18 protein-coding genes and 2 pseudogenes are annotated in these 23,975 nt (G+C 40.8%); 12 read left to right on the top strand and 8 right to left on the bottom strand.

The window, feature by feature from the left end:
• Positions 1–392 (bottom strand): reverse transcriptase domain-containing protein (locus G4P69_RS26810; RefSeq protein ID WP_313890561.1); only part of this gene is annotated, 392 nt, incomplete at its 3' end.
• 44 nt (positions 393–436) lie between these two features.
• On the opposite strand from G4P69_RS26810, the gene G4P69_RS26815 reads away from it, so the two are divergent.
• Positions 437–892: a hypothetical protein gene (locus G4P69_RS26815; protein WP_208346006.1), complete on the top strand. Its 456-nt coding sequence runs from the start codon at positions 437–439 to the stop codon at positions 890–892.
• Between the two features lie 2 nt (positions 893–894).
• Complete coding sequence (locus G4P69_RS26820) at positions 895–1,482, top strand: recombinase family protein (RefSeq protein WP_243902765.1); 588 nt, start codon at positions 895–897, stop codon at positions 1,480–1,482.
• Between the two features lie 529 nt (positions 1,483–2,011).
• On the opposite strand, the gene G4P69_RS26825 is transcribed toward G4P69_RS26820, so the two are convergent.
• The 4 genes from G4P69_RS26825 to G4P69_RS26840 form a co-directional block, all read right to left on the bottom strand.
• Positions 2,012–2,479 (bottom strand): reverse transcriptase N-terminal domain-containing protein, encoded by a 468-nt coding sequence (locus G4P69_RS26825; RefSeq protein ID WP_313890562.1) that lies wholly within the window; start codon positions 2,477–2,479, stop codon positions 2,012–2,014.
• A 1,764-nt stretch (positions 2,480–4,243) separates the two neighbouring features.
• On the bottom strand, positions 4,244–5,266 hold the full coding sequence (locus G4P69_RS26830) for a class I SAM-dependent methyltransferase (RefSeq protein ID WP_208344091.1): 1,023 nt from the start codon (positions 5,264–5,266) through the stop codon (positions 4,244–4,246).
• A gap of 95 nt (positions 5,267–5,361) precedes the next feature.
• Positions 5,362–7,536 (bottom strand): GumC family protein, encoded by a 2,175-nt coding sequence (locus G4P69_RS26835; RefSeq protein WP_208344092.1) that lies wholly within the window; start codon positions 7,534–7,536, stop codon positions 5,362–5,364.
• 736 nt (positions 7,537–8,272) lie between these two features.
• Positions 8,273–9,001, bottom strand: coding sequence for a DUF4079 domain-containing protein (locus G4P69_RS26840; RefSeq protein WP_208344093.1), 729 nt, complete (start codon positions 8,999–9,001; stop codon positions 8,273–8,275).
• Between the two features lie 467 nt (positions 9,002–9,468).
• Here G4P69_RS26840 and G4P69_RS40065 point away from each other — a divergent pair.
• Positions 9,469–9,687 (top strand): annotated as a pseudogene (locus G4P69_RS40065) (SDR family NAD(P)-dependent oxidoreductase); the annotation flags it as partial.
• A 75-nt stretch (positions 9,688–9,762) separates the two neighbouring features.
• Positions 9,763–11,109, top strand: a complete 1,347-nt coding sequence (locus tag G4P69_RS26850; RefSeq protein ID WP_208344094.1) for a 2Fe-2S iron-sulfur cluster-binding protein — start codon at positions 9,763–9,765, stop codon at positions 11,107–11,109.
• A 241-nt stretch (positions 11,110–11,350) separates the two neighbouring features.
• On the opposite strand, the pseudogene G4P69_RS26855 reads toward G4P69_RS26850, so the two are convergent.
• A pseudogene (locus G4P69_RS26855) lies at positions 11,351–11,677 on the bottom strand (MGH1-like glycoside hydrolase domain-containing protein); the annotation flags it as partial.
• Positions 11,678–12,070: 393 nt separating this feature from the next.
• On the opposite strand from G4P69_RS26855, the gene G4P69_RS26860 reads away from it, so the two are divergent.
• On the top strand, positions 12,071–13,096 hold the full coding sequence (locus tag G4P69_RS26860) for a methyltransferase (protein WP_208344095.1): 1,026 nt from the start codon (positions 12,071–12,073) through the stop codon (positions 13,094–13,096).
• Positions 13,097–13,577: 481 nt separating this feature from the next.
• On the opposite strand, the gene G4P69_RS26865 is transcribed toward G4P69_RS26860, so the two are convergent.
• Positions 13,578–14,987 (bottom strand): cytochrome P450, encoded by a 1,410-nt coding sequence (locus G4P69_RS26865; RefSeq protein ID WP_208344096.1) that lies wholly within the window; start codon positions 14,985–14,987, stop codon positions 13,578–13,580.
• Between the two features lie 100 nt (positions 14,988–15,087).
• A complete protein-coding gene (locus G4P69_RS26870; protein WP_208344097.1) occupies positions 15,088–16,596 on the bottom strand; it encodes a UbiD family decarboxylase in 1,509 nt (502 codons plus the stop codon).
• Positions 16,597–16,888: 292 nt separating this feature from the next.
• Between G4P69_RS26870 and pstS the strand changes: the two genes are divergently transcribed.
• The 7 genes from pstS (at position 16,889) to G4P69_RS26905 (ending at position 23,920) form a co-directional block, all read left to right on the top strand.
• On the top strand, positions 16,889–17,929 hold the full coding sequence (gene pstS, locus G4P69_RS26875; protein WP_208344098.1) for a phosphate ABC transporter substrate-binding protein PstS: 1,041 nt from the start codon (positions 16,889–16,891) through the stop codon (positions 17,927–17,929).
• 205 nt (positions 17,930–18,134) lie between these two features.
• Positions 18,135–19,127, top strand: coding sequence for a phosphate ABC transporter permease subunit PstC (gene pstC / locus G4P69_RS26880; RefSeq protein ID WP_208344099.1), 993 nt, complete (start codon positions 18,135–18,137; stop codon positions 19,125–19,127).
• A 144-nt stretch (positions 19,128–19,271) separates the two neighbouring features.
• On the top strand, positions 19,272–20,153 hold the full coding sequence (gene pstA / locus G4P69_RS26885) for a phosphate ABC transporter permease PstA (protein ID WP_208344100.1): 882 nt from the start codon (positions 19,272–19,274) through the stop codon (positions 20,151–20,153).
• Between the two features lie 126 nt (positions 20,154–20,279).
• Positions 20,280–21,059, top strand: coding sequence for a phosphate ABC transporter ATP-binding protein PstB (gene pstB, locus G4P69_RS26890; RefSeq protein ID WP_208344101.1), 780 nt, complete (start codon positions 20,280–20,282; stop codon positions 21,057–21,059).
• A 14-nt stretch (positions 21,060–21,073) separates the two neighbouring features.
• Positions 21,074–21,811 carry a peptidylprolyl isomerase gene (locus G4P69_RS26895; protein ID WP_208344102.1) on the top strand — a complete coding sequence of 246 codons (738 nt, stop codon included), beginning with the start codon at positions 21,074–21,076 and terminating at the stop codon, positions 21,809–21,811.
• Positions 21,812–22,088: 277 nt separating this feature from the next.
• The gene (hppD, locus tag G4P69_RS26900) at positions 22,089–23,147 is read left to right on the top strand and encodes a 4-hydroxyphenylpyruvate dioxygenase (RefSeq protein ID WP_208352424.1); all 1,059 of its coding nucleotides are present in this window, start codon (positions 22,089–22,091) and stop codon (positions 23,145–23,147) included.
• 92 nt (positions 23,148–23,239) lie between these two features.
• A complete protein-coding gene (locus G4P69_RS26905) occupies positions 23,240–23,920 on the top strand; it encodes an HAD family hydrolase (protein ID WP_208338328.1) in 681 nt (226 codons plus the stop codon).
• Positions 23,921–23,975: the final 55 nt, after the last annotated feature.

Genomic DNA, 23,975 nt, shown 5'->3' on the forward strand with positions numbered 1-23,975 from the left:
AATTCTTGTTTTATCCGTGTTTCCATGCCATGAAGGGCTATGTTAGCAAGTAATGGAGAAATTACTCCACCTTGCATTGTACCTTCAGATGTAGCAGTAAATACTCCAGAATCTATAACACCAGATTTAAGCCAGGATTTAATTTGTTGCCTAACCTTTCCTTTGATGTTAAGCTTTTGGAGTAGTGCTTCATGGTTGATGCGGTCAAAACAACGAGCTATATCCGCGTCAAGCACGTATTTTGCTTTGTTTTGAATACAGTTTTTAATCTGTTTTATCGCATCGTGGCAAGACCTTCCGGGTCTAAAACCATAAGAATTTGGTTCAAAGACCGCTTCCCATTCTGGTTCCAGCGTAGCTTTTACTACACCTTGTAGTGCGCGGTCATACATTGTAGGCACGCTATAATAAAACTGCACAAAAGTTCAATACACTTTTGGGATCTGCTATCACTGTCACGAATCCCATTCATCCGTTGTATGGTAAGAGCGTAGTGGTGAGGCAGGTGCGGAAAGTTGGCTTGACGATTAAAATAACCGTAGAACATCCAGACGGTGGATTTTTGTGCTTGCCAGCAGAAGAAACCACCCTCGTAGATCTAGCTGCTGGTGTAATGAGAGCAGATACAACCCGATTATTTGACCCTGAGAAGTTACTGCGCCTTAGCGAGTGGGTGGCAGCTCGTTCAAAATCAGTATCGTCAAACTTTTCTTGTGTTCCAGAAGATGAAGAAGCTTCGCACAAGAAAACGAATGACACAAAAAAACACAAAAAAGGGCGTTCTACCAGAAAACAACTCAGAACGCATGCAACGCCTGATAAAACTGACAGCACAGATGGTGGACAAAATACTTCCACAAGCCTTGCCAGTGGATGTCCAGAAGAGGTGTAAAAATGATGAACAGTAAAATCAGAACAACTCATCTGGAACGGAGTGCTGTAGTCTACTTACGACAATCGACACAAATACAAGTAGAATTCAACCGTGAAAGTACACAAAGGCAATATGCCTTAGCAGACCGCGCTCATAGCTTGGGTTGGGATACAACCCAGATCAAAGTCCTAGATGGTGACTTGGGGAAAAGTGGCCAAACCACTGCAGGAAGAGAAGATTTTCATCATCTTATGGCTGCTGTCGGTTTAGGCGAGGTAGGAGCTGTTTTTGCATTGGAAGCATCACGGTTTTCTCGTTCTCAAGCAGATTGGCATAAACTGTTAGATATCTGTGCGCTCACAGATACTTTGATAATTGACCATGATGGGGTTTACGACCCAAATGATTTTAATGACCGAGTGATATTGGGATTTAAGGGAACTTGGAGCCACACAGAACTGCACGGTATGCGTCTACGCTTACAAGGAGCCAAACTCAACAAAGCCAAAAAAGGAGAACTGCGTTGTTCTCCACCTACTGGTTATGTATATGACCCCCAAGGACAATTAGTCTTTGACCCAGATGAGGGTCTTTCCGCGTATTGGTGATTCACTTAGGGACTCATAGCTCACTTGGTGGCACACCTAATCTACTACTATAGGAAAGCGGAGAATTCTTAACATTGCTCCTCACTTTGCAAAGCTCCTTGTGAGACAATGTCTACCCCTTCCTTCAATACTCTTACACCGCAATTAAGGGTATCTGGGAATTTAGACGCGGCAACCTTCGCTCTGGAGATCCCTGCCAATTGCAACACCTAGAAGTCAATTCCAGAGCGGAGGTTTGTCCGACGGCTGAAAGCGAAGCGGTTAAGAGATACCCGACGTCTGTCTACTAGATGTCTGATCTGCTACAAGTTTCGGGCTTTTTCATCAATTTTTCTGTTTCATTTTTCCATACGATCGCCCTCTGCTAGTAGCGCAATTCTTACGACCTTGGAAATTGATCCACAGTTTTCGCTAAACCTGGTAGTCGCTCACTAGTAGCACACTTATTCGGCTCAACACCACCTCATTTTTTCTTTCGCTTTTAGGTGCTTTGACCAAAAAAGCTTTACCATAAGCACATACGTTTGCTTCAACAAAATATCCCTAAGCTTCCTTGAATTGAGGTGCAATATGAATACACCGTCGGTATTCCTAGTGGGCGTTTTTCGTCTCTACCTGGCTTAGGAATCCACACTCTACGAGTGGGTTTTGATTTACCGGTGAGCTTAAGTTGTCCTACAAGTTCAAGACGTGCGTTTGGGGATAGTGCTTTCACACCGTCCACACCAGCCGTCTTTTTACCTTGGTTTTCGACTGTAACCCTACGAACCGCTAGTACTTTATTAGACCAAGACCTCATCAGTGTCTTTTGGAGTTTGCGGACTCGCTTGACATCACCGTGGCGGGAAGCAGCATAGATGCGTTTTTGCAACTTAAAGACATATCGCTCGACTTGTCGCCAGTTGATATCCTTCCATCCCTCGATATTCATTTCTGAATCCGATTTAGGCTTATGCATAGCTACTGTTACCTCTAGCTTTTCCGCACTGCGGCTCACGTCTGCTTATCCTGGTAATTACACCATCCCTTTTCAGGCTTTACCCGTTAATTCGAGTTAGGCATTGGCTTTTTGAACCATCCTGCCCCTCATTGCTTATGGTCTGACACCTACCTGTTACTGATTCCAGGAGCATATGAGGGGTTTATTCGTTCCCACTATTCATTGATTGGGCTTTTAGGGCGTGTCTGTCCACCGGGGGTGTAGGAAGTGCGCTATCTCGGTATAAGAATCCTGATAGTCCTTACCCATGCCAGCTATTTCTGACCCAAGAGGTAGAACGAGGTCTACAAGCTTATATCCCTTGGCAACTGATAACGATGGTTTTGACGACACTTTGTCTTTTCTACCCATGAACCCTTGCTAGCAGCTTGCGCTTTCAGCTATTACCGCCTCAACTGCGTTCACTCCCGCTTTTACATCTGAGTTGTCAATCCAGATGTAAGGGAAACTCCTCTTCTACCTTACGGTAGAGGGCGCTGTGTGCTTTCAATCTCGCACCGAGATGGTAGGACTTGAGTTTATTCGGATTGAATTATAATTGTAAGTTACGTATTAAAATTATTTTCCAACTCCTCTATTTTATCACCTACATGTATAGTGAGTTGTCATTTGATTGATAAGTGTTCAATCAAAAGCTAGCCATCCTCTTTAGGTTTCGGCTAAACGAATCGCACCATATCTTCAGTTGTCAAGGTGCAGAGTGTGGTTAGCAAGTTAGGCTTTACCATCACTCGTTTATGATAGCATGAATATGTTCATTTTGTGTTTACATTATGAAAACACAAAATGAACATATTCGGATAACAGAACGGAGATACGATAAGCTGAAGTTATACGCAAATCTAATTAACTTAAAAATCACTATACCTAATCACAGACCATGCTGTTTTTTTACAGCATGGTCTTATATTCATAAATTTTTCAAAAACAATTTGTATGGTTTGCCTCACCAAAAATTAGCAAGCTTCCGAACCTAAAAACAAATTAACTTTATTGGTAGATACTCGTCATTTAATTTATGGAAATTTCCTAATATTGACTAGTACTAATGTCATCTTTATTTATCCACTATTATCATAAATAAATTAGTAAATTTTTCGCTAGGTACTAAGCAATTGAATTCTTAATATAAAAATATCAGCTTTCGCTAGTCTAACAATCAAGTGAACGAGCAAAGTCCTTTAAAAACTCCTACTTCAGGGGGTCGTTATATGAAAAAGATTATCTTAGGTGTTTTGGCAACTGCTTTGAGTACTGCAAGTACTGTAGCCTTCTCTCCAAGTGCTAAAGCTGACTCGATCTACGACCATCGTCCACGGTATTAGCGCGAAGATTACCGAGATCATCGTTGGGAAAATCGTCGCCGAGAAGATCGCCATAATTACTCTCGCCGAGAATATTATCCTCGGAGATATTACAATGGCCGATATTATCCACAACGAGATTCTGGTCTTCAGCTTGTTGTTCCACTTATTTTCCGATAGACATTATTTTGTCAGTAAATGTTCCCGCAAGACGTTTGAACTTGACTATCAATCTTGTAGCCTTGCTGATCTATTACAAGATCTCCCTACACTAAGCCTCACATAATAACTAGGAGCGGTGCCTTGGAAGTCAAAAGTCAATCTGAAATTAGTACTTTTGTCAGTTAGTTCACGTGACTTTTTTCCCATGTAATTATCTTGAGAAGCTTTTACTATTAACTCTTAGTATACGCAGAATCTAAACTCATCCCATACCCTGAATGTGGGTTGGGTTTTTTTATTGCTTATTGCTGGCAATGATTAGCTGATGGTCAGTAGGTGGAAGTGAATGGAGTTGGCAATGGGAGAAACCTGCATTGTTAAACATACTTTCGTACTCTGCGAAGGTATAGGCATCACCACTCGGTGTTGTTGCTAACATTGTCAATGCGAAAGCAGCAGCTGATGGTGGTGTAATGCGGTCAGAATTAGGAATAAATTCAAACACAACGACTCTTCCAACAACACTCAAGCTGTTATGAATTTTTCTTAAAAGCTTTTCACACGTCTCCACGTCAAAGTGATGGAGGAAATTTGGCAGTAGAACTACGTCGTAATCATGACCGTAATCTACATCAAATGCGCTGCCAGCAATTGTATGGTAGCGATCGCCAACCCCTTGCTCCTGTGCGTTTTGTTTAGCCACTTCTAAAACTGGTGCCCAATCAACACCACAAATCTCAGCATTAGGGTTGCGTTGAGCAAAAGCGATACCAAACAAACCGTGACTTGCAGAAATATCTAGCACTTTTATGTGTTCTTGAGAATCCCCATTCACCATATCGGCGATTAATTTTGCTGGCATTGCCATCATCGGTGACATGGCTTTAGCAAATTTTACCCATACAGGATTCTCGGGTGACAAAGTTCCTTGAGAGGATATTACAGTACCACCTTGGCGAACAGCCGTAGCCAGATCATCGAACGCGTTAGTTATGAAGGGAGATAATAAGAACTCAACTGAATCTCCCATATAAGCCTTGCTACGTCTATCTAAAAACATTGCTGAATCAGGCGTGAGTCCGTAGCTTTGGGCTTCCTTAACTAAAAACCCAAGAATTACTAAGTAATCGCATAAAATCCGCATTCCTCGCTCAGAGGTTTGGCATTTTTGTGCCAGTGATTGAACCGACTCAATTCCTTCCCCAATGGTAGTGAAAATCTCAAGTTCAATTGCAGCGCTAATTGCTCTGGTGCGCTGGTAAGCGTTGACTGTGTTTAAAAATAGGGCAGGTGATGGTGTTTTTGAGTCGTCGGACATAGCAAATTTTCCTCATCAGATTCCCTATCATGCTATAGTGAGGCAGCTAGAGAAGTTCAACACTGATATCTTTATTCACTTATCTGCTCAGTAAGTTAAAGCCGTGACAGTTTAGTATTGTCCTGCTCGTACTCTTCAGTAAAGTAATAGTAGCTGTGGGGTTCGTTTTTTGGTATAACACCATTCACCACCTGTCCCAGAACATTTTGACGAGATTTTGCTAATAGCGCACAAGCAGCACGTGCATTCACAGAATCAACAACTCCTGGACGAACTACGAACAAAACACCATCAGTCATTTGACCTAGAATTGCACCATCAGCTGCAACCGTTAACGCGGGAGTATCGATGATTATAAAGTCATAATTGACAACAAAAGTTTCCATTAGATATGCCATTCGTTTTGAGTCGAGGAGAGATGCTGGGCTAGGAGGAACAAAGCCAGACGTGAGGAGATCCAAATTATCCATGACTTGTTGAACAGCATTGTTGAGCTGGGTTTGTCCGATAATCACATTGCTTAAACCTTGATTATTGGGTACTTCCCAAATCTGGTGCTGAGCTGGGCGATACATATCCCCATCTATTAGTAAAACTTTACGATCTGTCTGCGCCATTGCGATCGCTAAATTTGCAGCAACTGTTGACTTACCTTCTCTGGGTACGGAACTAGTGACAACGATAACTTTTACCTGTTTATCAGCATTCACAAACCTCAAATTTGCCCGCAGCATTCGGAAAGCTTCGCTAATTGCGGATCGAGGAGTATCCCTAACAACAAGCCCAGAGTTAAATAATTCCGTCTGTTGATGACCACCACAACGTTTTGGCTTATTAAATGAAGGAATTATTCCCAGTAAAGTTAATCCTGTTAATTGCTTCGCCTCATCAACAGTTTTAATAGATTTATCTGTTGCTTCTAAAAACAAGACCGTTGCTAAAGCAGCCATAGTACTCAACAAACTTGCACTCAGGTACGAAACTATAGGAGAAGCAATCGGTTTTTGAGGAACTTGTGCACTAGACACTAAGCTGGCGTTACCTATATTTTGATTTTCTGCGATTCGGCTCTCTTGTAGCTTTTGTAGCAGTAGTGAGTAGTTTGATTGTGCTACTTGCACTTTGCGTTCTAACTGGCGCTGTTGTTGTTCCAATCTAGGCAAACTGTTAAGGCGTTGCTTGTACTTAGCTTGGATACTAGATAAAGCAGCATATTGGCTAGTTAAACCGATACTGGATGACTCTAATTTGAAAAGATCTCCACTAAGTTGTTCTTGCAAAGCTCCAATTTGAAGGTTTGTATTTGTTTCTGGCTGTTGAGCAGTTCCCGCTACCTGTTTAATTCGCCGTTGTAGTAAGTCTTTTAATGCTGCTAACTTGTTTTGTAAATTAATTATTTCGGGATGGGTATCTTGGAGGAGAGTGCGTTTAGCTGCTAGCTGAGACTCTAACTGTTGAACTTCTTTAAGAATATCTTGTACACCAGAAGATTGGCTGATAGAAGTCTTATTTATTGCTTGCTTACGGTTCGTACTCAAGTCTTCACGAAGCAATAGAGATTGCGCATTAGCATTCGCAATATCAGATTGAACTTGGCTCATTTGCTTTTGCAAATCTGTAATTATGTCGACAGCTTTAGTTGCTTCTTCTGATAGGGAAACAATTTTGTTCTTTTCTTTAAAATCTGCTAGTTCATTTTCGGCTTGGCTCACAACTGACTCAGCTTTTGGTACTTGTTCTTCTATAAATTTCCGAGCCGCCGCAACTTCCATTCTCTGGGAAGATACGTTATAGTCTAAATAAAAATTTATCAGTGTATTAACTACTGCTGCTGCTGTTTCAGGGTTTTTGTCTTTATAAGAAACTTTGAGAATGTCGGTTTTTTCTATATCACTTACAGTCAATCGTTCAAGAAAATCCTCCGTTTTTAGGGGGGTTCCATCTGGTTGTTTTAAACTAAGTTGATCTATAGTCTTTTTGACAAGAGAGATAGAACGTAAAACTTCTGCTTCTGTATTTAAAGGATTACCATTGTCCAGTGCTACTGTTTCTAATTTACTTACTTCTCCTGGAGAGTCTGGTAAAGATGATATTATTTTTTTTCTTTGAAAAAGCAATTTACCTTCAGAGATATAGTATGGTCTTTTAAAAGAAAAAATAAAATTAGAAATCAATAAAACAGGAAAAAAGATTACTAAAGCTGGTAACCAACGGCGCTTTACAATTAGTAATAATTTATTAAAAAAATTTATAGATTGTGGTGAGTTCATAAGAGAATAATGCAGATTTTTTGATCATATATTAAGTAGGATTTAGCTATAGCATTCTTTTTAGCTACCACGCTTAATCTACTCAGTTGTTTGTCCTAGAAGACTTGCCTTCTAGCGTCTAGACACTGGTTTAACTTGAATTTAAAAGGTGGTTAGTCTTTCTCTTTCAAGCCTCTGCTTTAAAGCAGGGGTCAGTGACTTTATTAACCTCTTTGACTTAGGTATGCTATAGCTGTAACCTGATTATTAAACTATAAACTGAGGAGTATAATTTTTACAATGTATTTGTATAATCGCTCTAAGTCTTTAGTTATGAGATTAGAACTAGAAGGTAAACAAAGACCTTAGCAAATCAATCAACAGCAATTACACTGCCAATACATTCACATTTAGCAAATATCTGTATCTAATATTAAAGGACTTAGCTTTGTGTGCTAACAGTTAATTCTTGGTATAAACTGGGCGTTTGTGCCAACATCACCTGAGCGTACAAATTTTCATGCAGCTTTTTCATCCTCACGATTAATCACTACCAAATGGTCTGTCCGAATGAGAACAAACAGTGCATTCAACACTTTAATAGTAGCAGCGACCAAGTAAAGATCATACTCCTGTCAGCCAGTCAAAAAGATTTAGAAGATGCTAACTACCGTTATAGAAGTATTGAACCAATCTTATTTGGACAAGCCATAAAAAATTCCACAGTATCAGAACGTACTAGAAGGGTTACAATAGACTATTTTGTCTCTGGACTGACCTGAATTATACAATGCTTAACATTACATTGCAGTTCGTAAAGTTTATAAACATATTTTTCTTGCCAACTTAGAGGTATCTCTAATAGATCACGGGTTCCTGTCATTCCTTGTCCGAGAAACAGCAGCACAGCAAAAACGTTTAAGACTGTGTGAACCGTTCGCCAACGATTAGTTCTATCTTTGTAAATTTCTTGAATAATTGCTAGGGAAAAAATCATTAACATTGCAGCAGTAATACCATAATAATAATGTGATACATACCACTCATTGCCTCGACGGTATACTTCTGGTTGACAACCTAATAAAATTAACCCCATACCCGTTAAAGTTGCAAACACTCCTCTCCATATTTTGGTTGTGGCCCTGTATAGTAGTATCAATGAAGCGATAGTCGCAAAAGTTATAGCAACTACAAAAATTTCCCGCAAAGGCTCTTTTACAAATACTTGGTTTTTCAACATTTTAGAAAAGATAGAATATCCAAGTCCTAAGAGGGTCAAACCTACTATAGAACCACTTAAAAAACGCCCAATATTAACGTGTTCTCGTCCAAAAACTGGAGGAATTTTGCTTTTACCACCTGATGCACTTTCTAGACGACGCTGGCGAGTTTGCCAAGCAAAATTAACCACAATCCCGATTAAAGGGAAAACAAAAAAAACTGCGAGCGCCGGATGTAATAAAGCCAAGAAATCTTTCGCTTCCATAACAAACTTCCTCAAAAAATTGACCTTCTTTTACTGCTACCACAAGACCGAAAGTTGAACAGTAGAAAAATGTGTAGTTCCTAGATGTTTAACTTACCTCGAACAGCTAAACTATTGCAGTTGGAACTGAGAGTTTATTGAAGCTATTTCATGATTTTGATGAATTTTTCTGTTAATTAGATTTAGTAAATTCTCAGCATTTTCTCAACAAATCAGACCAACCGTCTAAAATCAAGCTACAAATTCTTAACCTGCACTATCTTTGACAAATGTGTATCCAGTCACAGCTAAATTTAAGTTTCTTCTCAGCAACGGCTCATTCTCAGCTAAATATAGCGACTTATTCTATTTGAAGTAATTATTCAATCAATAATCAGGTTAAAGCTCAAATTCAAAGCGAATCTAATCATTGCTGTTTTCAGGGATTTCCATTCGTGACCGCAAAACACTTTATCAGGAGAAAATTTATGAATTTAGAAGGTAAAGTTGCCCTAGTTACAGGTAGTAGTCAAGGAATCGGACAAGGAATTGTCTTACGTCTGGCTCAAGCAGGAGCAAATGTTGTGATTAACTATCGCTCTCACCCAGAAGGAGCAGAGGAAACCCTAGCAAAGGTAGAGGCTATTGGTGGTAATTGTCATATGGCTAATTGTCCTCAATCTCATGGTTACACCTTGAAAGCAGATTTGGAAAAACCTGTTTGCGATCGCGCAACCTTCCCACGCATATTACAGATACTATCGTAAACAGAGGGGATAATTATGCTAGAAAGTTTGGGAAGAATTAACAACCGATTAATAAGAAGTTTAACGGCAGCAGCTACAATTTTCTCTGTTACAACTTTAACAGCAGCTTTAGTAATTGGGGTGACGAATTCTAAGGATAAATCAGCTTATAGCTTCGGGATATATTCTTCGTTGCTGGGTGCGGGCTGTGGTGCAGTTTTTGGTTTAATTTATACAAGTAAGCCAAATGAAAAAAAATCAATTTCTCGTGGAAATCAACAAACATCTTTTTCAGAATTATTAGACAATGATACTTGGAAGGATTGGCGAAATTTTGTAATCTTCCACAAAGAAAAAGAAAGCGAAGAAATAACTTCTTTTTACTTGAAACCAGAAGACAATGATCTAATTCCTAATTTTAGACCAGGTCAATTTTTAACCATTAAGCTTGACATCCCTGGACAAGATAAACCTGTAATTCGCACTTATTCTCTCTCTGATTATAGTGAAAATTGTGAATATTATCGTCTTTCAATTAAGCGAGAGCCAGCACCTAAGGATTTAGACGTACCGCCAGGAATAGCATCTAATTTTATGCACGATTCTATTCATGAAGGTTCGATAATTGCTGCAAAACCACCAACCGGTAAGTTTGTTTTAGATGTACAAAAGTCTATTCCTGTAGTGTTAATTAGCAATGGGGTGGGAATTACACCGATGATCAGTATGGCAAAAGCTTGTACTCGGCTCAATCCAAATCGCCCTATTTGGTTTATACACGGTGCTAGGGATGGTAGGTATCATGCTTTTGTTGATGAGGTAATGAAAGTTTCTCAACAAAATCCGAATTTCAATGTGCATTATCGTTACAGTCGCCCCACGCCAGAAGATCAAGGAAAATACCATAGCGTTGGTTATGTTGATGCTGCTTTAATTCAACAGTTAGTTGGACAAAAAGCTGAATATTTTCTATGCGGTTCTCCAGGTTTTATGGAGTCAATTATAACAGGATTGAAGGAGTTAGGAGTACCAAGTAGTCAAGTTTTCTTTGAATCTTTTAGCAAACCACTCAAACTTTCATCTGAGCAAAAAGAACTTAATCTCACTGCTAATAGTGGTGTAACCGCAGCGGAAATTTTGTTTGCAACATCAGGTAAAACTTTGAATTGGAAACAGGGCGATGGTACTATTTTAGAATTTGCTGAAGCTAATGGTATGAATCCACCTTTTAGTTGTCGTGCCGGGATTTGTGGAACTTGTATGTGTAAAATTAGCGCGGGAACCGTTGATTATATAGAGGAAGCAACTGCGGATATTGATCACGATTCCGTATTAATTTGTATTTCTCAACCTGGCAGTTCTCAGATCGTATTGGATATTTAATGACAATTATTGCTAATGCTTTACGGGTAGGTGAGCATTTAATTGAACGTGTCGCTTAGCTATCTTTCGGCTTTGCTCTTTCTTTGAAGCTGAGCGAAGCCGAAGCTTCAATTTGAAGTTGGGGTCTTAAACCTTTGTTCCTTCCAGTCATAGGGCATTCCGAGAAGGGGATGAACCCCTTCTCGGAATGCCCTCTGCCTTTCCCGATAAGATTGCTATAAAAGCAGTGATTAGGCCAGATTCACGCTAGAGCAATCACCTCTTTATTCTGCTCAATGTCTGATTCGCGATGTTGTATCTCATATTCACCAAATTGCTGAATAAGTTGAGCGACTAAACCCGTCCAGCCAGTTTGATGACTGGCTCCAATTCCAGCTCCATTATCGCCATGAAAATACTCATGGAATAAAATCAAATTTTGCCAGTGGGGGTCATTTTGAAATTTCTGTATCCCACCATAAACAGGACGTTGACCAGAGGAATTTTGCAAGAAAATTCTAGTCAGCCTTTGAGATAATTCTGATGCAACTTCCCAAAGTGTCATCATCTTACCAGACCCTGTAGGACAATACAGCCATCTCTTTCCTAAAGTTGGGTGAGATGCTTCAATAATATTGCAGTTATTACCTGATTTAATCTCTTTTAAAGTAGGTTTATCCGCATCTCCATTCCAAGACCAAGTATTGCGAAACCAGAGAGTAGGTAACAGGTGCAATGCCTGATCGCTCATGCAGCCATGAAATAATTTATAAGGATTTGAAGCATCAGAAGCATAATGTTGCCAAAGCCAATTGGAAGCATAAGCACGTAAAAACGGCAATATTATGGTTCCACCGACAATTTCCATTTTCATGCCTGCTGGTGTACGCAGTTCATGACGACTACTTAATTCATGTTTTTTCAGGTGCTGCCTACTTATATGCAAGAATAATATATTGTCTCAACACTAGGACTTATGGTTATGTCTCAACTACCTCTCCATATTGAATTACTCCACATGAGTAAGGGATATTTGCTATCTCAATGTGTATATGTAGCCGCAAAATTGGGAATTGCTGATCATCTTAAGAAGAGTCCCCTATCCTGTATTGAACTGGCTTCAGCTACTCAAAGCGATCCTCAATCTCTCCAGCGGCTTATGAATGCATTGACAAGTCTGGGAATTTTCACAGCAACAGAATCCCAACAATACACTTTGACACCCTTGGCAGAATGCTTATGTAGCGACGTTCCCCATTCAGTAAGGAACATAGTGATTATGTGGGGAGAACCTGAATTTTATCAGACGTGGGGAGGGCTACTCCATACCATCAAAACAGGAAAACCTGCCTTTGAGGAACGTTTTGGGATGAATTTGTTTGAGTATTATCAACAAAATCCTACTGCTGCAGAAATCTTTGAACGGTCTATGAATAACTCTGCAGAATTGGAGGTCGCAGCGATGATTGACGCGTATGATTTTTCAGGTTTTCAAACTCTTGTGGATGTAGGAGGCGGTTATGGAAAGATGATTGCAATTCTGTTGCAACGATATCCTCATAGCCACGGCATTCTTTTCGATGAAGCCCATGTGATTGATCGTTGTTTACCTATACTCAAAGAACATGGGATTATAGAGCGGTGTAAAGTAATTGGTGGTAGCTTTTTTGATTTTGTTCCTCCTAGTGGAGACGCATATTTACTCAAATATATCATTCACGATTGGGATGATGAGCGGGCAATCGCTATCCTGAAAAACTGTCGTCAAGCCATGCCTGCTCACGGCAAAATTTTGATTATAGAAAAAGTTATTTTAGAGAATTCTCCATCTCCATTAGCGAGAATGTTCGATATCAATATGTTAGTAATGTGTCCAGGAGGAAAAGAACGTACAGAGGAAGAATTTAAAGCCATCCTAGAGCAAGCAGGGTTGGAAATAGCTCGGATTGTTCCTACGATTGAAGAGATTTGTATTATTGAAGCAACTATAGCTTCTAATTCTCACTGAAATCTTGACAAGCAGCAATTCTCATTTTGAGCAAAATAGAGTACTAGAGGCTTAAACACGAGCGCTTCCTCCGGTCGCCCAGAGGGTTCGGCCATTCCGGGGAAGGTGGGGTCCCCTCTGGGGATAAGGGGCAGGGATAAATCCATAAATACCTTCTGCTCTCTGCCTTTCCAGCTAAAAAAAATAAAATCATCGTTTGAGATATTGTAATTATTTTGGTCAGGGTATAGTCAGCGGAAGCATCTTGCTCCCGTTCTAGTCCGGATTTCTCACAAGTGAGAAAAAATCATTGGTTTGAGCAAAATTTGGTATATGTTTAGACTGCTGGGATACTTGTGCAGTATAGATTGTGGTAGTTTTTGATCCCTATTTTCTCATTCTTTGTGATAAATCCGGGCTAGGTGGCGTTGCTCGTACCCACTTACCATTACTATGCAGGACTACCCAAAGCTTTAGCAGAACTGGTGGTAGAAGCCGGAATTCATTTGGTCACCAAAACACGCTGATTTTGAGACCTTACCCCCTTTATCACCATCCGCACATCTTTAGGTCCTACTTCTGGTCCTAATAATTGAAGTCCTCTAATTACTGGCTTAAGTACTGGCTGGATTGGTTTGCTATCAACTAATTCCATCTGAAAGTGCGACAAAATTGTTACCAAAATCAGTTTCATTTCAAACCAGAAAAATGTCATACCAATACAGCGTCGGTTACCACCGCCAAATGGTAAATACTCATAAGACGCAAATGGACGTTCCAGAAAACGCTCTGGTTTAAACTGTTTTGAATTGGGATATAAATCTTGGCGATGATGAGTTAGATAAATACAGATAAGCAGGAGAGTACCAGGCTCAAACTGATAGCCCCCAATTGCTAGCGGTGATTTAATCACTCGATTGAAGCCCAAGAGTGCCGCTGGGTAAAGGCGCAGTACTTCAGAACAGACAGCATGTAAATAGGGCAAATTAAGAATAGTATTCACATCTGGGTTTTCACCCAAGCTATCGAGTTCTTGCAGTAATTTTGTGTGCACTTCGCTGTGATAGTGAATCCAATATAGTGCCCAAGATACGGCAGTTTTAGGGGCTTCGTAAGCCCCTACCAATAGTGCGATCACCTGATCGCGTATCTCTAAATCTGTCATCGGCTGACCCTGCTCATCTCGAGCCGACATGATCATAGAGAGAAGATCACTGCGAGATGGATCGTTTGGTTGCTCTTTGCGTTCCCGAATGTTGGCGTAGAGGAGTTCGTTTATTTCCTCTAGTTGCTGTATCAACTTTTTCCAAGGACTCAAAGGACTTAAAGCCCTTTGGACAAATGGGAAAAGAAACATACTAGCTCTTAATAAAGGTCTCTTGGGAGTGAGGAATGCAATGAAAAGTTCTTTGAACTTTTTGTAAAATGCATCTTCCTCTGTACCAAAGATAGCTTTTGCAATAACATCGAAGATGAGTGATCGCACAGAAGGCACGACAGAAAAAGGTTCACCAACCGGCCACTGACTCGCCACTTGCTTGGTAATATCGCAGATTATGTCACCGTAAGCTAGCATTCTTTCTCCATGAAAGGGAGGTGTCAACAACTTTCGTTGTCGCTGGTGACGCTTGCCTTCCAACGCTAGTATTGATTGTTGCCCAAAGAAATCCGAGACAAAACCTGCTGATTCACCAGATTCCAACAGTTTTGAATCGGTGGTAAAAATCTGCTGAAGAGCCTGAGGGTTACTTATTAACACATGTGGCTGAAAACTTGGACCAAGCCTGAGAGTGAAGATATCACCATAGCGTTGAGCACAAGATTCCATGTATTCTACGGGCTGAGTCATCCATTGGAATGTTTGTACCAAAGGGTGAGTTTGAGGACCGTCAGGTAGTTGATGAGTAGACATATTTTACGCGATGTGCAAATTCTCAAAGATACAAGGTTTTGCCCTATATTCTCTTATGAGAGAGTTTATCATAATCACCCTAGAGGTTCAATCACCCGCTTCACCCAACATCATACCCAAACAAATTTGGATCAACTTCCCCTAACTGTAAATCTGCCAAACCGTATTCTGTCCAACGTCTTTCAACCATCGCTGCAACATCTGGATCAGACTCAAGGGTTGTACCCCATTCATGTTCGGTTTCTGGTGGAATCTTTGTTGTTGCATCAATTCCCATTCTTCCACCCAAGCCAATCTTTTCACTGGCAAAATCTAAACTATCAAACGGTGTGTTTGGCAAGATAAACACATCTCGCGTAGGATCAACTTTAGAACTAATCGCCCACACAACTTGACGCGGATCCCGAATATTGATATTTTTATCTACAACAATCACAAACTTAGTGTAGGTAAACTGGGGTAATGCGCTCCAAAATGCTAAGGCAGCGCGTCGTGCTTGTCCTGGATATGCTTTATCTATAGATATAATCGCCGCTTTGTAACTCAAAGCTTCCATGGGCAAAAAGAAATCGACGATTTCTGATACTTGTTGCCGCAAAATAGGAGTGTAGATACGGTTGAGCGCGATCGCCATCATCGCTTCTTCTTTAGGTGGACGTCCGCTAAATGTAGTCAAGTAAATCGGGTTTTTGCGGTGCGTCAAACAATGAAAACGAATCAACGGTGAATTTTCTACCCCGCCATAATATCCCATATGATCACCAAAGGGACCATCAGGTAATTCTTCCCCTGGTGTGATTGTTCCTTCCAGCACAAATTCTGAATCGGCTGGAACTTCTAAATCTACAGTTTTACACTTTGCCAACTGCACACCAGAACCACCATAAAGCCCAGCAAACAACCACTCAGATAAATCTACAGGTATTGGTGTAGCAGCAGCCATAATAATCAAGGGATCTACACCAAGCGCGATCGCCACTTCTAATTTTTTCCCACGTTCTGCGGCTTTGCGCAAATGCCTTGCTCCACCGCGCACCGATAACCAGTGAACGGTCATGGTATTTTTGGATTGTAATTGCAAACGATACACACCCACATTTGGTGTACCTGTTTCACAATCTTTAGTAATCACCAACCCTAAGGTGATAATCTTGCCAGCGTCACCGGAATATGGACGTATCAAGGGTAAAGTGTTCAAATCCAAATCATCGCCTTGAACAACAACTTGGTGACACGCTGGGAAAAAGTCACGTCCTGGTTTTGCCTTAAGCACATCAAACAACACCTTACCAAACTCAACCGCTTGAGAAATCTTTTTAGGCGGTTTCGGCTGTTGTAACATCGACAGCTTTTTACCCAAAACTTCTAGTTCTTCAGGTTGCTCCATATTCATCGCCCAGCATATTCTTTCCACGGTTCCCATCAAGTTCACCGCGACTGGAAAAGAAGCACCTTTAACATTCTCAAATAGTAAACCGGGACCACCTTTTTGTAACATCCGGTTTGCGATTTCAGCAATTTCTAAATCTGGATCAACTAAAGCTGAAATTCGCCGCAATTGTCCTCTTTCTTCTAAGAGTTTGATAAATCCCCGTAAATCTCTTGCCATTGTTTTAGTAAAACGTCTCAATTTGAAGAATACAGGAGCCAGTCGCTTCGCTCCAAGTCAAAAGTCACTCATTCAAAAGTTAAATCTCGTTGGGTTTAAATACAATAATTTTATTTATTCTGACTCTTGAATTCTGACTCCTGACTCCTGCTTTTATCATTTCAGTCTACTTTTAACCAATATTTAAATTCCCATCTATTTATTCTTAAACTTTTGTTAACCATATACATTGTAGTCTAATTTCGTGTTCACGACCAACAAAATTCTGCGTTTTTTTAGTGAATGAGGAGATATGGTTTTTTATACTACTCTTTTAAACCGTGTAGCAGTTACCTCAGTTTTTGCGACAGCTGTTGCATTAGGACCTGTTTTTACAGCAGCTGCTAAAGCTGAGACTCTTAATGGTGCAGGAGCAACTTTCCCAGCTCCACTCTATGTACAATATGCTCGCGAAGTCAAGAAAAAAAATCCAGAGCTTTCGATTAACTATCAAGCTATCGGTAGTGGTGGTGGTATAAGTCAATTTACTAATGGAACAGTTGACTTTGGTGCTAGTGATGCTGCGATGACAGATGGAGAAATCGCTAAAGTCAAGAATGGAGTTGTTCTCGTACCTACTGCAGGTGGTGCGGTTTCTATTGTTTATAATATTCCTGGTGTAAGTGAACTCAAACTATCTCGCAAGACACTACCAGGCATTTTCTCTGGTCAAATTACCAAATGGGACGACCCACAAATTAAAGCAGATAATCCTGGTGTAAATCTCCCAAGCACTCCTATCAAAGCTGTGGTTCGTGCTGATGGTAGCGGTACAACTTTTATCTTCACTAATCACCTGACTAGCATCAGTCCATATTTTAAAGGCAGAATTGGAACCAGCAAATCCCCAAGCTGGACTATCCCAAATGCTCTAAAAGGTAAAGGAAATCCAGGGGTAGCTAACTTAGTGTCTCGTACTGCTGGTTCTATTGGCTATGTTGAGTATCAATATGCTCAAACCAATAAACTGAAATCAGCACTAGTGCAAAACAAGAAAGGAGAATTTGTGGCTCCTTCTTTAGAAGGCGCTAACCAAGCCTTGTCTACAGTCAATTTTCCAGATAATTTCCGTGTTTTTGTTGGTGATCCAGACCAAGGCTATCCTATCGTTGGTTTGACCTGGATAATGGTTTACAAAAATTACCCTAACCCTGCTAAAGCAGAAGCTGTCAAAAAATGGGTCAATTGGATATTAACTGAGGGTCAGCAGTACAACGATAGCCTCAACTACACTCGCATTCCGAGTGGTGTAGCAAACCAAGTGGTGCAAACAGTTAATAGTTCTGTTAAGTAATTTTTAAGGGGATTGGGCATGGGGCATGGGGCATGGGGCATGGGGCATTGGGCATGGGGCATGGCTATTGATTAGGGGTTCGAACTCTACTTCCCCTGCTCCCCTGCTCCCCTGCTCCCCTGCTCACCCTGCTCACCCTGCTCACCCTGCTCCCCCTGCTCCCCTGCTCCCCTGCTCCCCTACTCCCTGCTCCCTACTCCCTTCTATGGCAAATTCCTCTGAATCAGCTTATACAAAGCAGCCAAGTTTGGTTGACGAAAATCTTGATCTTACAGTTACCCGTGATGGAAATTTGAGGCTAGACCAAGGATTTACATGGCTAACTTATATTTTTGCAGCCTTCACGGTTGGTGTGCTTTTTTGGATGAGTTGGATAGTTTTTCACCAAGCGCAACCAGCAATTAATAAGTTTGGACTGGGGTTCTTATGGAGTCAACAATGGGATACTGGTAAGCTGGTTTTTGGTGCATTGCCTTATATCTACGGGACTTTGGTAAGTAGTGCGATCGCCATTTTAGTGGCTATACCAATAGGACTTTCTGTAGCTTTAGTTACAAGCGAAAATTTCCTTCCCCCCTCAGTCCGAACAATCATAGCTTTTATTGTGGAGCTAATCGCTGCGATTCCTAGTGTGGTTATCGGTTTATGGGGTATTTTTGTCTTCATTCCGTTTCTTGTCCCGTTGGAAAAATTGCTATTTGACATTTTTCACTGGATACCCTTATTCAACACCCAAGATCCTAGTGGGTTTAATATGTTGACGGCGGGCTTTATTCTCGCGATTATGATTTTGCCTACAATGGCAGCAATTAGCCGTGATGTGTTACTAGCAATCCCAAAAGAGTTACGTACCGGATCTATGGCTTTAGGCTCTACTCGATGGGAAACAATTTTTCGAGTGATTTTGCCTGCTGGATTTTCTGGAATTGTTGGTGGAGCAATGCTAGCACTGGGAAGAGCTTTAGGCGAAACAATGGCTGTTACTATGGTGGTTGGTAATTCGGCACAAGTTAGTGCTTCATTGCTTGACCCAGCGTATACTATCCCTTCAATTTTAGCCAATGAATTTGCTGAAGCTCAAGATCCTTTGCACATCGGAGCCTTAACCTACTTGGGTTTAATTTTGTTTGCTCTAACTTTAGCCGTCAATATTGCTGCTTTAACAATTGTGCAGTTTATTAGTAGGAAAAATAAATAGTTTCCTTAAACAGTTATCAGTTATCAGTCAAGAATAATGTGTTTATCGGAACGCGAAACACTGCACTATACGCCTTGATTACTGATTACTGTTCACTGTTTAAGAGCCCAATCCCCAAATTGAATATGAGAACGGGTAACACAGATGAGTGGAAATCAAGTATCTAAAATAGATGAGTCTCTAGCAGCAGAATTGCACAGTCCTTTACCAGCAAGAAGACGATTATTTGACTATGGGATGAATGCGATCGCATTCATTCTGACAGGTTTAGCCTTAATTCCTTTGCTGTCAATATTATGGAAAATAATCACAGAGGGAATTGGTAGCCTTAAACCATCAATGTTTACAGCGTCAGTGATTGAAAATGGTTTTGGAAATGCGATTCTTGGTACCCTAGTTATGGTGGCAATTGCTGCATTAATAAGCGTTCCTACTGGGGTGATGACTGGAGTATTTTTGTCGGAAATTGCTCAGGGAACTAACATTGGTCGCGTTGTTCGCTTTATCACATCTATCCTTACCGGGGTTCCTTCAATTATTGTGGGGATCTTTGCGTATGGTGTTATAGTATTAATAACTAAGCAATTTAGTGCGATCGCAGGTGGTTTTGCTTTAGCAGTGATTATGTTACCTGTTGTGGTATTAACCACCGAAGAAGCCTTAAAACTTGTTCCCAAATCTTTACGCCTTGGATCTGCAGCTTTAGGAGGTACTCGCTTACAAACCACTTTTCGCGTTGTTGTTACTGCTGCAATTCCCGCAATTACAACAGGAGTTTTGCTAGCTTTAGCTCGTGCGGCTGGCGAAACAGCACCTCTGATCTTTACCTCGTTATTCAGTTTAGATTGGTCACAAAATCTATTAAGTCCAACAGCTTCGCTATCAGTATTAATTTTTAATTTTTATAATGATCCTGCTCCTGAAAAAACTCAATTAATTTGGACTGCATCTCTTGTGTTAGTTGGAATCGTTCTATTGATTAGTCTTTTATCTCGTATAGTAACCAGCAGGAAGAACCAATCATGATTGATTTTTTTATACTAATCTAGGCTTGTAGGGGCAAACTGTTGTAAGACCCTACAAGATGTTCTTATTTGAAAAAAAATACAGATAAATATCGTAGCAGTCCTTTTTGATTATTGAACTCAACTTATGAATAAGTTAAAACCGGCTATTAAAGTTAAAAACCTCAGCTTTTATTATGGCACTTCTAAAGCTTTGCAAGGGGTGTCAATCGAAATTTACCAAAACCATGTAACAGCAATTATAGGCCCTAGTGGTTGTGGAAAATCAACTTTCATTAAATCACTTAATCGTATTAGTGAACTAGAGACAGAAGTTAAGGTTGAAGGAACGGTAGAATTTTTTAACCAAAATATTTATAATCCTCGAGTCAATTTAAATCGGCTGCGCCGCCAAATTGGCATGGTATTCCAAAAGCCAAACCTCTTCCCGATGAGTGTTTACGACAATGTTGCTTACGGGGTAAAAATCGCTGGATGGCGTCCGAAAACAGAGTTAGATGAAATTGTCGAAATAGCGCTCAAAGGCGCTGCTATCTGGAATGAGGTAAAGGATAAGCTCCATAAATCAGCATTAGGTCTTTCTGGAGGTCAACAGCAGCGACTCTGTATTGCTCGTGCTTTAGCTGTTAAACCTAGAGTGCTGTTGATGGATGAACCATGTTCCGCTCTCGACCCCATTGCTACAATGAAAATCGAAGAGCTGATTTATAGTTTACGCGACGAACTCACAATTGTGATCGTCACCCACAATATGCAACAAGCAGCACGTGTTTCCGATTTTACAGCTTTCTTTAGCACTGATGAAAGTCGCATTGGTGAAATGGTAGAATTTGGAGCAACAACTCAAATTTTTAGCAATGCTCTTGATGAGCGTACGCGTGACTACGTTTCTGGACGTTTCGGTTGATGACTTATCAGCCTATGAGTAAAATTCTAAAAGTAGGCGATCGCACAATCACTTGTGATGAAATGGTTCCTCTACTTAAGCAGTACGGACTACTCCCACAGTTAGTACGAGAGGTAATTATTGACAATGCACTTGCTAATTTTCAGCTTACACAAGAAGAAACCATGCAGGCATATAAGCAGTTCTATCAAGAGCATAAGCTTAATGCTGAAGTAGATTTGCAGGCGTGGTTAGAATCTCGTGGGTTAGAGCGTCAACACCTAAATCATTTAGCAACACGTAATATCAAACTAGAGCGCTTTAAAAAAAGCACTTGGGGTGAGAACCTAGATTCTTATTTTATTCAACGTAAAGCAAAGCTGGATCGGGTGATTTATTCACTCATTCGCGTCAACGATATGGGTCTTGCTCAAGAACTTTACTTCCGCATTCAAGAAGGTGAACAATCTTTTAGCGAACTAGCTCGTGAGTTTTCTGAAGGACCCGAAGCCCAAACGGGTGGGACACTTGGTCCTGTAGAGTTAGGTACACCACACCCAATGCTAGCAAATCTCCTCGCATCAAGTCAACCAGGTCAGCTTTTGCCACCAACACGCTTGGCAGAATGGATCGTCATCGTACGACTAGAAAAGTTTTTTCCGGCTATGTTAGACGAATCTATCCAGCAGCGATTGATTAATGAACTGTTTGAGAACTGGCTACAAAATCAGGTCAAAGAATATCTCCAAAAAAATATCCTGGTTTCTAGATGAAAGAGGGCGCAGGGAGTAGGGAGTAGGGAGCAGGGGGAGCAGGGGGAGCAGAGGGAGCAGGGGAAGAATTAAACCAAGTCCTCAGTACCCAATCCCCAGTACCCAATGCCCAATGCCCAATGCCCCATGCCCAATGCCCAATGCCCAATGCCCAATGCCCCATGCCCCACGCCCCATGCCCCAAAATTTGAGATTCCTGCTTTAGAATGACTAGAAAATTCAGTAAAAAAGGCAAAATTTATCAGAGATAGGCTGTTACACTGGATTTTCGTAACTGATGAATATAGATCACGTTCACTTCTATGTAGGCGATGCCAAACTATGGCGGGATTGGTTTATAAGCCATCTAGGTTTTCAGCACGTAGCTGATTACGGGGTTCCGATTTCTTCAGAAGAATCATTTCACACCAGTACGGAAGTCGTGAAAGCTGGTTCTGTATACTTTGTTTTGTCTTCGCCACTTTTACCTATTAGTCCAGTTGCTAAGTTTCTGCACCAGCACCCTCCTGGTGTGGTAGATATTGCTTTTTGTGTTGAGGATGTGGAAGCAGCGATCGCCACTGCAAAAGCACATAACGCCAAAGTTTTACAATCCACCCAGCAACACCAACAAAGTGCCGCTCTCAAGTGGGCTAAAATTTCTGCTTGGGGTGGGTTAACTCATACTCTGATACAAAGAGGGGGAGAGAAAGAAGTTTTCTCCCCTTCCTCTTTTATCACGGCTATAGATCATGTCGTACTTAACGTTGCATCAGGTGACTTAGAGCGTGCTGTGGCTTGGTATGAAAATGTTCTTGATTTTCAGCGCCAGCAAACGTTTAAAATTCAAACTGATTACTCTGGTTTATACAGTCAAGTGATAGTTTCGCGTAATGGTTGTGTACAATTACCAATTAATGAACCAGCTTCAGCTAATTCCCAGATTCAAGAGTTTCTAGATGTGAATAATGGACCAGGTATTCAACATATTGCGCTGCAAACACGTAATATTGTCGATGCGATCGCCCAATTTCGCGCTTGTGGTTTATCTTTCCTTTCAGTACCAGCAAGCTACTACTCACGTTTAGTACAGCGAGAAGGGTTTCCTCTGTCTGAGCAAGATATCAGAGCAATCTCCCAGCAAGAAATTTTGGTCGATTGGGATGAGAAAAGTGCTGATGCACTGTTACTACAAATTTTCACCCAGCCTGTGTTTGGGTACCCAACGTTTTTCTTCGAGTTTATTGAGCGTCGTTTCCAGGCTAAAGGTTTTGGGGAAGGCAATTTTCGTGCTTTATTTGAAGCAATGGAGCAAGAACAACTCAAACGAGGCAGTTTACAAGATTTTTCTTCTTAGATTAAAAAATCTTAACTTACTCATCAACTATTCAAAACCACAAAATTACATTACCTGAGATAATCTGTGATTAAACTTTAATATTTATCAAAATGATAAGACTTATTACAGATTTTGATGGTCCCATTATTGATGTTTCGGAGCGCTACTACCGCGTTTATCAATACTGCTTGCAGAAAATTCAAAGATCAGACCAACAGGTGAAACAATTGCCCAAAGAGGAATTTTGGAATTTAAAGCGCTCATGCGTTCCAGAAAAACAAATAGGCATTATCTCTGGGTTGGATGAGGTACAAGCACAGGAGTTCTCAAAAATGAGGCGTCAAACCGTACATAGTGAGCCTTACTTTCAGTATGACACTCTTGCTCCTGGTGCTGTAGATGCACTGTTAAAAATTCAACAGGCTGGAGTAGATTTAGTTGTTATGACAATGCGTCGGGTACGGGAGTTAGACTACGCGTTTCAAAAATTCGATTTAAATAGATTTTTCCCAGAAAATCGCTGTTACTGCCTCAGTAATCATTACGTCAAAACTCGTGATATTGATGACAAACCTTTACTGATGGCACGAGCGATAGAGGAACTACCAACTGTTGCTGATACTTGGATGGTAGGTGATACGGAAGCTGACATCACTGCTGCTAAAAGACACAATATTAAAGTCATAGCAGTCGAGTGTGGAATTCGCGATCGCGCTCAATTAGAACTTTACAACCCCGACATAATTGCTAAAGACTTGATGTCATCTGTAGATTTAGTTTTAGGTGGTTAACATCCATGGCTTAAGCTCATAGCCAAAGAAATATTCAGGTTAGGCTAGGCGCTAC

This window comes from Aetokthonos hydrillicola CCALA 1050 (assembly GCF_017591665.1).
Taxonomy (GTDB): Bacteria; Cyanobacteriota; Cyanobacteriia; order Cyanobacteriales; family Nostocaceae; genus Aetokthonos; species Aetokthonos hydrillicola.